A 12,396-nucleotide genomic window follows, 5' to 3' on the forward strand; every position below is an offset into this window, starting at 1 on the left:
CGAAATAATTCGCGCACACATGGACATGCCAATGCTTGCGATAAAAACTCCGCAGACCTGGTTTCACCAGTCTGGTATTCGTCATGACGCAGGAAAATATATTGCGCCGCTTACCCAGCATATTTTGATAATTACCAGCGTAAAGGCATGGGCGCAGGTTAACCCAGGGCTTGAAGAGAGCTTACGCGCCAGCGGTATCCGCTGGCAGACGGAGATCATGACCGGCTACTGTACCGAAGATAGCGTTGCCCGCTATGTGCAGCGGGCAAAAAAACTGGGGGTGCAGTTTATTGTCGGCGTGGGCGGCGGGCGCGTTCTGGATACCGCCAAAGCCGTCGCCGATACCCTTGAGGGCGGCGAATCCATCACCATTCCGACGCTGGCAGCGACCTGTGCGGCCTGGTCGCCTTTATCGGTGTTCTATACGGACGAAGGCGCGCAGATCAGTAGCCAGGCTTTACGCACACTGCCGCGCCTGGTGCTGGTGGACAGCGAAGTTATTGCCCGCAGCGATGTACGTTATTTAAAAGCGGGCATCGTCGATGCGCTGGCGAAATGGTACGAGTTTCGTCCTTATTTGCAGAAAAACCCCGATAATCTGGGGCTGCAATTAAAAGTGCAAAACGCGCGTCTGGCCGTCGAAATTTATGAAAAACATGGTCAACAGGCTATTCGCGATAATAAAGCTCAGGTGGTGTCGGATGCGCTGATCAACGTTATTGACGCCAATATTGCCGTGGCCGGTATGGCAAACAGCGTGCGCGGCGAAATCCCCACGCCGGGTGTGGCGCATGCGATCCATAACCGGCTCACCCAGGAGCCGGCTTTGCGTCAATGGCTACACGGTGAACGTGTGGGATTCAGTCTGCTGGTGCAATCCATTCTGGAAAATGAAAATAGCCAGCCCGATCCGGTGTTACTGGCGCTGCTGCGTCAGTATGAGATGCCGCTAACCCTGGCACCGCTGAAAGAGATCCGCCTGGCGGTCATCCAGGCGGTGGCGCGCAGCATTCCCTTCCCGCGTGATGCTCTGGAGCATTTACCGTTCACACTCGAACCCACGCGTATTGAGCAGGCGCTGCGTCTTACAGAACAATATGTTTCAACCCGTGCGTATGCGCGTGATCTGGCGGGGTAGTGTCATCCGTAACGCACTGAAGGTGGCCATGGCGCACACCGCGCTGGGCGATGACGCTATCGGCAAATTGCTGCACATCGCCCATTTTACCTTTCAGGACGGCGATCTCCAGGCAGTCGTCATGGTTGATGTGCACATGTAACGTGGCGACGGAGAGGTCATGATGGTGGTGCTGCGTGGCGACAATGCGGCTCGCCAGATCGCGCTTTTCATGTTCATACACATATGACAGCACCGCATAGCCCCGTGTGTCCTGCTCGCAGGCCGCTTGCTGGGTGAGTGCGTCGCGTAAAATATCCCGCAGCGCTTCGGAGCGATTGTGATAGCCACGGCGCTGGCTCAGATCGTCGAGAGTAGCAAGCAGGTCATCATCAAGAGTAACGGTTACGCGTTGCATGGCAGTGTTCCTGGCGTTCGGGTTTTGGGATAGGCGGGCAAGACGGCCTGTTGCAGCGCCTGTCCGGCCAGAGAGGTAAAGCGTAAGGGGTGGGTGACGGCAATATCTTCGCTGATATGGCCGTTCTCCATCACCACCACGCGCTGGCAAAAACGCTCCACCAGGCGTAAATCGTGGGTGATAAACAGGCAGGCGATGCCCGAGTGCTGTTGCAGTTTTTTCAGCAGGCGAATGATGCCTGCCTGCAAGATCAGATCCAGGCTGGACACGGCCTCATCAAGGATGAGCAGCGTCGGGCGGGTCGCCAGCGCGCGGGCCAGGCAGACGCGCTGTAACTGCCCGCCGCTCAGTTGCGGTGGGCGCTGGTCAAGCAGGCTGATTTCCAGTTCCACATCACGCATCAACTGTTCGATGCGGGCGCGCTGTTCCGTTTTGCTTAAGCTGAACAGATGGCGCAACGGTTCGGCAAGAATGTCGCGCACCGTTTTGCGGGGGTTGGCGGCGCTGATGGCGTCCTGAAAGACCAGTTGAATATCCCGGCGGAAGTCTTTTTTCATCGCCCCGGACATGCGGGAAAGCGGGGTTCCCTGCCAACTGATTTCACCGCTGACGGGCCTTTCCAGCCCAACCAGCAGGCGTGCCAGCGTGCTTTTGCCAAACCCGCTACGCCCTAACAGCGCAAGGCTTTCCCCACTGTTGATCGAAAGGGAGATATTCTCCAGCACCGGGTGGGCGTGATAGCGGTGGGTGACGTTAGACATGGTGAGTAAATTCATTGGTTAAGTTCCATCCCGTACAGCGCCAGATGCGCCGCCACCAGATTGCGTGTCACCGGATGTCGCGGGGTGCGAAACAGCACATCGACACTGCCCTGCTCGACAATACGCCCTGCCTCCATCACCGCCACGTCGTCGGCGAGCCGCGCCACTACGCCCATATCATGGGTAACCAGCAACATGCCGCAGTGGCGGGTTTGTAAGAGACGTTCGAGCAGATCGAGAATTTTGGCCTGCGCCACGGCGTCGAGGTCGGTTGTGGGTTCATCGGCGACAATAAAGGCCGCATCGCTGAGCAGCGCCATTGCGATCATCATGCGCTGCAACATGCCGCCACTCATCTCAAACGGGTAGAGCGTCAGTACCCGTTCCGGCGCCTCCAGCCCAACGTCGCCCAGGGCGGCGATAAGCGTGGCGTCATCCGCCGGTTTGCCCAGCGCCCGGCAGGTTTCCCTGGCGTGCGCCGCCATGGTCCGCAGTGGGTTAAAGGCACTGCGCGGGTTTTGCATAATGGTCGCCACCTTAAGCCCACGCAGCGCCTGCGGCGAGATGGGCTGACCATCTGCCAGCAGCGTGCCCGCCGTTTGCCGCACACCCGCAGGCAATACGCCGAGCGCGGCGGCACAGGTCAGCGATTTCCCGCTGCCGCTTCCGCCGACCAGCGCCAGCACGCGCCCGCGCTGAAGGGTGAGTGAGACGTCATGGGTGAGGGGACGCTGCGCCTCAAGGGTGAAATTTCGCAGTTCAAGTTGCGCAGGCATCAGTGGGCATGCTCCGTTTCCAGATGTGGATCGAGGCGGTCGCGCAGGGCATCGCCCACCATATTAAAGGCCATCACACTGACAAACAGCGCCAGACCCGGCCACAGCATTTGCAGCGGTTGCGTCCAGATATACTGACGGGCATCGTTAATCATCACCCCCCATTCGGCGGTGGGGGCGCTGACGCCCAGCCCCAGGAACGACATCCCCGCCACGTGCAGCATCATATGGCCGATATCCAGCGTCGCCAGCACCAGCAGCGAAGGCACCACGGCGCCTGCCAGATGATCGATAAACACCTGCGTATAGCTCGCCCCGCTCAGGCGGGCGGCCAGAATGTACTCGCGGCTGCGCAGAGAGAGAACCAGGCTGCGCACCATGCGAGCGTACCAGGCCCAGTGGGAGAGGGCGATGGCGATAATCACATTCGTCAGCCCGGTTCCCAATACGCCGACCATAAAGAACGACAGGATAGAGGTGGGGAAAGTCATAAAGACATCCGCGACGCGCATGATCGCCTGGTCGATGCGGCCACCGGCCAGCCCCGCGCAGCCGCCGAGCGTCAACCCCAGCGTCAGCACCAGCAGAAGACAGGCCATGACCGACCCTAAGGAGACGCGGGTGGCGCTCAGCAGCCGGGAGAAAATATCGCGCCCCAGATGGTCGGTACCCAGCCAGTGTTCGCTACCGGGGGGTAACAGGCGGGCGGGCAAGTTAATCGCCTGCGGATCATAGGGTAGCCACCACTGGCAGGTCACCGCGATGACCAACAACAGCGCCAGAATCAGTACGGCAAAGCGCACCGACCAGCGGGCAGAACGCAGAAAATTCATGCGTGCGCTCCTTCATGGTGACGAATCCGTGGGTCGAGCGCGGCGCTGAGCACATCTACCAACAGGTTACACAGAGCGAATACGATGACCATCACCAGCGTAAAACACTGGATCACCGGGTAGTCACGGTTGAAGATGGCCGACACGGCATAGCGGCCAATGCCCGGCCAGGCAAAGATGCTTTCGATAATCATCGTACCGCCAATCAGTTCACCCACGTGCATACCGAGGGCGGTGATCACCGGCAGCGACGCGTTACGCAAAATATGCTGACGCTCGGTCTGCTTTTCACTCAATCCGCGCAGCCGCGCCCAGATGACGTGCCGCTGTCCGGCGGCCTCCAGCATACTGGCGCGCAACAGGCGCGCGTTGATCGCCAGTGACATAAAGGCAATCGACATGGCGGGCAGCAGGATATGTTGCCAGCCGCCGTAACCCATTGCCGGTAGCCATTGCAGATAGACCGAAAAGAACATCACCAGCAGAAAGGCCAGCCAGAAATTGGGCATCGAGACGCCAAGAAAGGCAATCAGACGCACGATATAGTCCGGCAGGCTGTTGCGGTGGCGTGCAGCCCAAATGCCCAGCGGTACGGAGGTGAGCAAAATCAATATCAGCGCGACACCCGCCAGTTGTAGTGTGGCGGGCAGGAAATGCAGAACATCCTCCAGCACCGGGCGCTGGGTCGCATACGAGATACCGAAATCGAGATGCAGCGCCTGCCACAGCCAGTGCAGATACTGCTGCGGCAGGGGTTTATCCAGCCCCAGCATGATGCGCGTTGAGGCCACCATCTCCTGCGTAGGCGGCAGGTTCGACAGGCGCAGATAATCCAGCGCCGGGTCGCCCGCCCCCATGCGTAGCAGCAGGAAGATGACCACCGACGCGGCGAAGATCATCGGGATAAGCAGTAACAAACGGCGAATGACATAGCGCAGCATCAGGGTTTCACCGGGGTAATGTGTTCAAAAGGAATATCGCTGGCGATAGGGGCGAAAGGAATGACGCCCAGTTCAGGCTTCGCCACCACCAGCGTTGAGACGTAGCTGATGGGCAGATAGACCGCTTCGTCGTGCAGGCGGGTCAGGATGTCGCGATAAAGCGCCTGGCGCTCGGTTTCATCGCGTGTCGTCAGCACCTCGCCAATTTCTTTGTCGATCTGCGCCTTATCCGGCAGGCCAAGCTGCGCCTGGTAATCGGCGTGAGAGGGGACGCGCATGGAGCTTAAGAAGGCGTGCGGATCATAAGGCGCGCCCCAGGTGCGGTTGAAAATCATGCCGAAACGACCATCGCGCTGGCGGGCATAAATACTGCTCTCTTCCTCGCCCACAAGTGCCGTGTCCACGCCGATATCGCGCAGGTTAGCCTGGATAATTTCGGCCATTGATTTGCTCATCGCGTCGGTGCCGATAAACGCAAGTTCGACATGCAGCGGCTGCCCCGCTTTTTCACGGATCGTTTTGCCATCCGGCAGTTTCCAGCCGTCAGCGTCCAGCAGCGCGCGAGCTTTTGCCGGGGAGTATTCACGCGCTTTCAGACCAATATTGGCGTATGGCACGGTGGGGGCGAACAGCGTGTCGGCTACTTTTTGGGTGCCGTACAGCGCGCTATCAATCAGCGTCTTTTTATCGACCGCGTAGTTGAGCGCCTCACGGACGGACTGCTCATTGGTCGGCGCTTTGGCGGAGTTCAGCGCCAGCATCACCGTTTCGACCGGGGCGGAAAGCTGGGTGCGTAACGCCGGGTTTTGGCTAAACCGGGAAAAGGTATCGAGCGGCAGTAGCCCTTCGTTGCCGTATAACAGATCGAGATCGCCGGTTTCAAAGGCCACCGCGCGGCTGGTGGGGTCCGGGATCACTTTGATGGTGATTTTGCTCAATGCCGGTTTTTCGCCCCAGTAGTGTTCGTTACGCACCATCACGTCGTACTGATTCAGGCGCGACGTCTGCAATACCCACGGCCCGGTGCCAATCGGGGCCTCGATGCCGTTCATGGTCTCGTGGTTTTTAAACTGAGAGGGGGCGATAAAGCGGAACGGGCGGGGCAGGGCAAGCTCCTGCAGGAACGGATAATAGGCGCTTTTCAGGGTGATTTGCAGTTGGTTGTCGCTAAGCGCTTTCACATCAGTTATCTGGTTGGCGAGCTCAAGCCAGGCATGACGCTGGCGGTTATCGAGCACCGCACGGAAGTTTTCCACCGCGGCCTGGGCGTTAAATGGCTCGCCGTTGGAGAACGTGACATCCGTACGCAGCGTAAAGACCCAGGTTTTACCATCCTCAGAGGAGGTCCAGCTTTTAGCCAGCCAGGGTTTTACCGTGCCATCGGCCTGATATTTTACCAGCGGCTCGTAGACCATGCTTTGGGCGAACATTTGGTTTGGCGTATAGAGATGCGGATTAAGCGGTCCTACGTTGACCGGCCATGCGGTGGTCAATTCCTGAGGGGATGAAGCCTGGGCAAAAAACGCAGTACAGGCCAGCAGTAACGCACTAAGAGAGCGAAAGGACGACATGGTTTTCCCTGAAAATCTGCCACAAAAGGAGTATGACGATTTTATTGATTCATCATACGAATGCGGTGCGCGGGATCAAAAAGGCATGATAAAAATGTGGAGATCGTGAAGCGAGCGAAGGGGACTGGTCAGCGGAACCCCTCCGCCGACAGTAAACTCCCCATCTTTAACTACTGCCCCTTAAACAGTTGCAGCAGCGTGTCCACCTGCTCATCGAGCGGCATCAGATCCTTTTTCACAATCAAATGCAGCGGCGTGGCGCGGCGCGAACCGTGGCTGAGCGGCAAAATTTTCAGCACGCCGCTGGCTAGCAGAGACCCGATGCGCTCCTCCGGCAGCCAGCCGTAACCCACCTGATACTGCACCGCTTCCACGGCGGCATCGATGGTAGAAAAAGTCCATGACTCACCGCTCTCCTGCGGCAGGCGATTCTCCCGGTCGGCGATGCGAATTAATGGCCAGGCGGCGAGGACATCCTCAGTGATCGCGGTTTCGGCGCACAACGGATGATCCCGGTGGGCGACAGCGACAAAATCAATATTCATCAGCCATTCGCCGCGCCCGGTCAGGTCCTGGCGACGGGTCAGCACCATTACGTCGGCTTCGGCATAGGCGGGGCGCTCCACGGAGGCGTTTTCGAGGACTTCGGTCAGATGCACCTGAGTTTGCGGATAGCGCTGCTGGAACTGGCGCAAAATGGCAAACAGCCGTGAGCGGGGAAAGATGCTGTCTACGACCAGGTCGAGCCGGGTACGCTGGCCGTTGCGCAGTGTGGCCGCCCGGGTTTCAACGTAGTCGAAGGCTTTCAGCAGCGGTTTTACCTGGTTAAGCAACAGTTCGCCGGAGGGGGTGAGCACCGCACGGCGGCCTTCCTGTACCAGCAGCGCCACGCCCAGACGCTCCTGCAAGAGCGCCAGGTTGTAGCTCACGGATGACTGACTACGGTGGGTCTCTTCGGCGGCCTTCGCAAAACTGCCCAGCTCCACCACTTTTTGCAGCAGCGACCATTGTTCGAGGGTGGTTTTATGCATGACTCATCTAAAAAATGAATGAATTTAATTCAAACATAGCGTTATTCATTCATTTTTTGAAGCGGTACGATCTGCTCATCACTTAAGAGGAGAACAATTATGAGCAGCTTTGATAAACATGATCTGAGCGGTTTCGTCGGCAAACATCTGGTTTATACCTACGATAACGGCTGGAACTACGAGATTTATGTCAAAAACGAGACCACGCTGGACTACCGTATTCATAGCGGTATCGTGGCAAACCGTTGGGTGAAAAACCAGCAGGCTTACATTGTACGCGTTGGTGAGAGCATTTATAAAATCTCCTGGACCGAGCCGACCGGTACTGATGTGAGTTTGATCGTCAACCTCGGCGATCGCCTGTTCCATGGCACGATCTTCTTCCCTCGCTGGGTGATCAACAATCCGGAAAAAACCGTGTGCTTCCAGAACGATCATATTCCGCTGATGGAATCCTATCGTGCGGCGGGCCCGGCCTATCCGACCGAGGTGATTGATGAGTTTGCGACGATTACCTTTGTGCGCGACTGCGGCGCAGACAATGACAGCGTCATCGCCTGCGCGGCCAGTGAGCTTCCGGCGGATTTTCCTAACAACCTGCGCTAACGCAGGGTTAGCCGGGCAGGCGGTTTTTCGGCCTGCCTGGGCCAAGCATAATGGCCAGCTTGCTCCCGCCGGTGGTGGTTTCCATCCATATTTTACAGACGCTGGTGAGCGGCACAGAGAGCAGCATCCCCACCGGACCGAGCAACCAACCCCAAATCAATAACGAAAGAAAAACCACCAGTGTCGACATACCGAGTCGGTGACCCATCATGCGTGGTTCCAGAATATTGCCGATAACCATGTGCACGACGAGAAACAGGCCGCCGACCAGCAGCCACTCATACGGGCCGTTAAAGAGCAGCGCCTGCACCATCGGTGGGATAGCCGAAAGCACCGATCCGATATTCGGCACGTAATTAAGCAGAAACGCCAGTACCCCCCACATGAGCGCAAACTGGATGTCCATAATGGCCAGCCCCGCCCAGACGATCACCCCCGTCCACAGGCTGAGCAGCGTTTTTAACGCCAGATAGTGAGACACACCTTTAAGCGCGCGGTGCAAACCGGCGATATGAATCTGAGGGTTATTCAGCGCGAAACGCATTTTATAGGGCACATGACGCACTTCGAAAAGCATGAATACCATGGTCATTACCAGTAAAACGATGCTCGCCATTGCGTTAGACAGTTGCGTCATCATTGTCGTGGCAAAACTCATTACGCGCTCGGAATCCATTCGTTGCAGCATCCGTTCTGGCGAAACATGCAGGTGCAGGAAAGGGAGCGCATCCTGAAGCTGGAGGAATTTGCGCGTGAACTCCCGATTGTATTTCGGCAGCATCGTCATGAACTCATTCACCGAGGCGGCCAGCACGCCAATCAGCGCGGTCAGGAAGACAAGCATCACCAGTACCACAATGGCGATGGCGACAGGCCGTTTTACGCCCCGGCGAATAAACCAGGTGACCAGCGGATTAAGCACAATGGCGAAAAAGAGCGCCAGTAACAGTTGAACAATGATATCGGCAGCGGCATGAATACCGGCCAGAATAATGACCAGTGAGGCCAGTTTAAGCAGAATGTGTAAACCCGCACGATCGGGTTGGGGCTGTGTCATGGGCAATTCCTTTTTCTATACCGCCCGATAAGTGTAGCCACTGGCGGACGCTTCGCCCGAGGCACATATTCTTAATCTCCATGCTGATTTCCAGGCCATGACGTGGTAATAGTGAAACATCGTTGTGAAAATCTGGTGAACCCCCATGCCCGAACAAGCCGCTGAACCGGCGCTAAGCGGATTACGTCTTAATCTGCGGATTCTCTCCGTCGTTATCTTCAACTTCGCAAGTTACCTCACGATAGGCTTACCGCTGGCAGTTTTGCCCGGCTATGTCCATGAAACGCTGGGCTATAGCGCCTTCTGGGCAGGGCTGGTCATTAGCCTGCAATACTTCGCCACCCTTATCAGTCGTCCGCACGCCGGACGCTACGCCGATATGCTCGGCCCGAAAAAAGTGGTGGTGTTTGGTCTCTGCGGCGCGTTTATTTGTGGGCTGGGGTATCTGCTGGCGGATCTGCAAAGCGGCTCGCCGCTGGTCAGCCTGGTGCTGCTCTGCGTCGGGCGCATTATTCTCGGTGTCGGGCAAAGCTTCGCCGGGACCGGGTCGATGCTCTGGGGCGTGGGGGTGGTCGGTTCACTGCATATTGCCCGTGTTATTTCCTGGAATGGTATCGCGACCTATGGCGCAATGGCGCTGGGGGCGCCGCTTGGCGTCATTTGCTACAACTACGCCGGACTGAGCGGGCTGGGCGGGTTCATTATGGTAGTGGCGTTTATTGCGATTGCCTGCGCGTTGCCGCGTGCGGCAGTAAAAGCCAGCAAAGGTAAACCACTGCCATTTCGTGCGGTGCTCGGCTATGTCTGGGTTTATGGGATGGGGCTGGCGTTGGGTACGGCTGGTTTTGGGGTTATTGCCACCTTTATCACCTTCTTTTATGACGCGAAAGGGTGGGATGGCGCGGCCTTCGCCCTGACGCTGTTTAGCCTGGCGTTCGTGGGTTCGCGGCTGGTGTTTCCGAACAGCATCAACCGCCTGGGCGGCCTGAATGTGGCGATGATAAGCCTGGCGGTGGAGGTGGTCGGCCTGATTCTGGTGGGCATCGCCGATGCTCCGCTGGTGGCGAAAATCGGGGTATTCCTGACCGGGGCCGGCTTCTCGCTGGTCTTCCCGGCGCTGGGGGTGGTGGCGGTCAAAGCAGTGCCGCAGCACAATCAGGGCGCGGCGCTGGGCACCTACACGGTGTTTATGGATATGTCGCTGGGAATTACCGGGCCGCTTGCCGGGCTGTTGATGGCCTGGTCGGGAGTATCGATGGTGTATCTGCTGACGGCGGTGCTGGTAGCGGGAGCGTTCGTGCTGACGTGGCGGCTAAAAAAACGGCCTCCGCTGGAGGCCGCTTCCTGATTACTTGATGACCAGGGTGTTAACAATGTTTTCCGCTGCGGTCTGTGCCTGCTGCTGGTTATCTGCCGGCAGCGTCACCTGCAAAGTCAGCAGTTTGTTATCCACTTTACCCAACACTACGGTAGACCAGGCCGTTTGACCTTTGGCAGAGATGATGCTGTCGAGCTGCTGCATTTTCTGGCCTTTCAGCTCGATAGATTTGTTGGTCACGACCTGCAACTGCGGGTCGCGGTTGCGCTGTTGGTCTTCCAGACGTTTTGCCAGCGTATCCAGCCCTTCCTGAGTGTCGTCGCCTACAATCACAATCACCGCTTTCTGACCGGTTGAGTCAGAGTAAACGTGCATGTTATTAGACTGCGTACCCAGTTTACCGCTTTGATCGGTCATGTCTGCGGGCAGCGAGAAGCTGAGTTTGCCATCAAGCAGCGTTACCGGTTGCCCGGTCGCGTTGCTTTCTGCAGATGCCCCCTGAGCGGGTGTTTTTTTGCTGTCGCTGTTGTCGCAGGCCGCCAGACCCATTACCAGCAGGCCAATACCGACATATTTAACCAGATTGCGCATTGACTTCTTCCTTTCGATAAACAGCCATAACGGCTCATGCGGGCCATCTTACCACAACTGGCATCGCGTACTCTTAACTGGCCTGTAACGCTGATATTTCAGATTTGTCTGCCAGTCTTTTCAACAGCATATTCAACAACACACCGTACATCGGCAGGAAGAAGGCGATGCTGATAATGACCTTAAAGGCGTAATCCACCAGGGCGATTTCCATCCAGTGTTCGGCCATAAACGGGTCCGGGCTGTGCCAGAAGGCGATGAAGAAAAAGGCGAGGGTGTCGCTGGCGTTACCGAACACCGTTGAGGCCGCAGGCGCCAGCCACCAGCGTTTGTTCTGACGCAGGCGGTTAAAGACATGCACGTCGAGGATCTGCCCCAGCGCGTAAGCCATAAAGCTGGCGGTGGCGATACGGGCGACGAACAGGTTGAAATGGGTCAGTGCTTCAAAGCCTTGCCAGCTTCCCATGTAAAACAGAGAAGAGATGCCGTAGGAGATAACCAGCGCAGGTACCATCACGGCGAAAATAATCCGTCGGGCGAGCGGCGCGCCAAAAATACGCACGGTTAAATCTGTCGCCAGGAAAATAAACGGGAAACTGAATGCGCCCCAGGTGGTATGGAAGCCGAAAATGTTAACCGGTAGCTGTACCAGATAGTTACTGGAGGTGATCACCAGCAGGTGAAAAAGGGATAGCCAGAACAGCGCTTTCATGCGCTGAGTTTGTGAAAACTGCGTCATATTGTGACCTTTTTAGTGTTTGGGGTGAGGGAACCCAATAAACATGTAACACGCTATTTTTCTTGCCATTTTCACATCGGCAGTGCTCGTCATCCTCACGTACTCGGTGTACGCCGGGGTGCCTGTGCGCTGGCCTTAATCAAACGGCTGCGCCAATAGCGCGTGTTGATACTGTGCAAAGCCGCAGAATGATACTGCAACATTACGCCGATGCAATGGTTATTTTTAACGCAATCGTTAACCTGGCTTGCGTCACAAAATGGGCAGCGTAAACTAATGCCGTTTTTTCCCGTGTGAGACGAAAATGACCGACCTCTTTACTACCGCCGACCATACTCTTGACGCGCTGGGCCTGCGTTGCCCTGAGCCGGTGATGATGGTGCGCAAAACCGTACGCAATATGCTGCCGGGTGAAACCCTGCTGGTGATTGCTGACGATCCGGCGACCACCCGTGACATTCCGGGGTTCTGCCGCTTTATGGAACACGAACTGGTGGCCCATGAGACGCAATCGCTGCCGTATCGCTATCTGGTGCGTAAAGGGCAATAACTCCCCATTACAGGCCGCGTTTTTACGCAGTTTGCGATCCTTGCCACCAATTTAAACCGCCGTTTCATTTTTTAGCGCTTTTTGTGA

The 12,396-nt window shown here is 57.0% G+C and carries 14 protein-coding genes; 4 read left to right on the plus strand and 10 right to left on the minus strand.

The features are described 5' to 3' along the window. Positions 1-31: 31 nt before the first annotated feature. Positions 32-1,138 carry an iron-containing alcohol dehydrogenase family protein gene (locus MRY16398_RS01585; protein ID WP_079496985.1) on the plus strand — a complete coding sequence of 369 codons (1,107 nt, stop codon included), beginning with the start codon at positions 32-34 and terminating at the stop codon, positions 1,136-1,138. On the opposite strand, the gene nikR is transcribed toward MRY16398_RS01585, so the two are convergent. The 7 genes from nikR to MRY16398_RS01620 all read right to left on the minus strand — a co-directional run bounded on the left by nikR (position 1,086) and on the right by MRY16398_RS01620 (position 7,448). Then, positions 1,086-1,535 carry a nickel-responsive transcriptional regulator NikR gene (nikR, locus tag MRY16398_RS01590; RefSeq protein WP_125123764.1) on the minus strand — a complete coding sequence of 150 codons (450 nt, stop codon included), beginning with the start codon at positions 1,533-1,535 and terminating at the stop codon, positions 1,086-1,088. The genes MRY16398_RS01585 and nikR overlap by 53 nt on opposite strands. Next, positions 1,523-2,311, minus strand: coding sequence for a nickel import ATP-binding protein NikE (nikE, locus tag MRY16398_RS01595; RefSeq protein WP_125123765.1), 789 nt, complete (start codon positions 2,309-2,311; stop codon positions 1,523-1,525). Before nikE ends, nikR begins: the two co-directional genes overlap by 13 nt. Beyond that, positions 2,308-3,072, minus strand: a complete 765-nt coding sequence (gene nikD, locus MRY16398_RS01600; RefSeq protein ID WP_079496987.1) for a nickel import ATP-binding protein NikD — start codon at positions 3,070-3,072, stop codon at positions 2,308-2,310. Before nikD ends, nikE begins: the two co-directional genes overlap by 4 nt. Further along, positions 3,072-3,905: a nickel ABC transporter permease subunit NikC gene (gene nikC, locus MRY16398_RS01605; RefSeq protein WP_041851315.1), complete on the minus strand. Its 834-nt coding sequence runs from the start codon at positions 3,903-3,905 to the stop codon at positions 3,072-3,074. Before nikC ends, nikD begins: the two co-directional genes overlap by 1 nt. Next, on the minus strand, positions 3,902-4,846 hold the full coding sequence (nikB, locus tag MRY16398_RS01610) for a nickel ABC transporter permease subunit NikB (RefSeq protein WP_071194974.1): 945 nt from the start codon (positions 4,844-4,846) through the stop codon (positions 3,902-3,904). The genes nikC and nikB overlap by 4 nt, the downstream gene beginning before the upstream one ends. Then, a complete protein-coding gene (gene nikA, locus MRY16398_RS01615; protein WP_079496988.1) occupies positions 4,846-6,417 on the minus strand; it encodes a nickel ABC transporter substrate-binding protein in 1,572 nt (523 codons plus the stop codon). The genes nikB and nikA overlap by 1 nt, the downstream gene beginning before the upstream one ends. 170 nt (positions 6,418-6,587) lie before the next feature. Next, positions 6,588-7,448, minus strand: coding sequence for a LysR family transcriptional regulator (locus tag MRY16398_RS01620; RefSeq protein WP_041851318.1), 861 nt, complete (start codon positions 7,446-7,448; stop codon positions 6,588-6,590). Positions 7,449-7,547: 99 nt separating this feature from the next. On the opposite strand from MRY16398_RS01620, the gene MRY16398_RS01625 reads away from it, so the two are divergent. After that, positions 7,548-8,054, plus strand: coding sequence for a phenolic acid decarboxylase (locus MRY16398_RS01625; RefSeq protein ID WP_041851319.1), 507 nt, complete (start codon positions 7,548-7,550; stop codon positions 8,052-8,054). A 7-nt stretch (positions 8,055-8,061) separates the two neighbouring features. On the opposite strand, the gene MRY16398_RS01630 is transcribed toward MRY16398_RS01625, so the two are convergent. Then, positions 8,062-9,111, minus strand: a complete 1,050-nt coding sequence (locus MRY16398_RS01630; protein WP_041851320.1) for an AI-2E family transporter — start codon at positions 9,109-9,111, stop codon at positions 8,062-8,064. A 145-nt stretch (positions 9,112-9,256) separates the two neighbouring features. On the opposite strand from MRY16398_RS01630, the gene MRY16398_RS01635 reads away from it, so the two are divergent. Next, entirely contained in the window at positions 9,257-10,459 is a 1,203-nt protein-coding gene (locus MRY16398_RS01635) for an MFS transporter (protein WP_041851321.1), read from the plus strand. On the opposite strand, the gene MRY16398_RS01640 is transcribed toward MRY16398_RS01635, so the two are convergent. Further along, a complete protein-coding gene (locus MRY16398_RS01640; protein ID WP_041851322.1) occupies positions 10,460-11,020 on the minus strand; it encodes a DcrB family lipoprotein in 561 nt (186 codons plus the stop codon). A 73-nt stretch (positions 11,021-11,093) separates the two neighbouring features. Then, positions 11,094-11,759: a 7-cyano-7-deazaguanine/7-aminomethyl-7-deazaguanine transporter gene (locus tag MRY16398_RS01645; RefSeq protein ID WP_041851323.1), complete on the minus strand. Its 666-nt coding sequence runs from the start codon at positions 11,757-11,759 to the stop codon at positions 11,094-11,096. Positions 11,760-12,063: 304 nt separating this feature from the next. On the opposite strand from MRY16398_RS01645, the gene tusA reads away from it, so the two are divergent. Then, positions 12,064-12,309, plus strand: a complete 246-nt coding sequence (tusA, locus tag MRY16398_RS01650) for a sulfurtransferase TusA (RefSeq protein WP_041851324.1) — start codon at positions 12,064-12,066, stop codon at positions 12,307-12,309. The last annotated feature ends 87 nt before the right edge of the window (positions 12,310-12,396 follow it).

The organism is Phytobacter sp. MRY16-398 (assembly GCF_003925915.1).
In the GTDB taxonomy this organism is placed as follows: Bacteria; Pseudomonadota; Gammaproteobacteria; order Enterobacterales; family Enterobacteriaceae; genus Phytobacter; species Phytobacter diazotrophicus.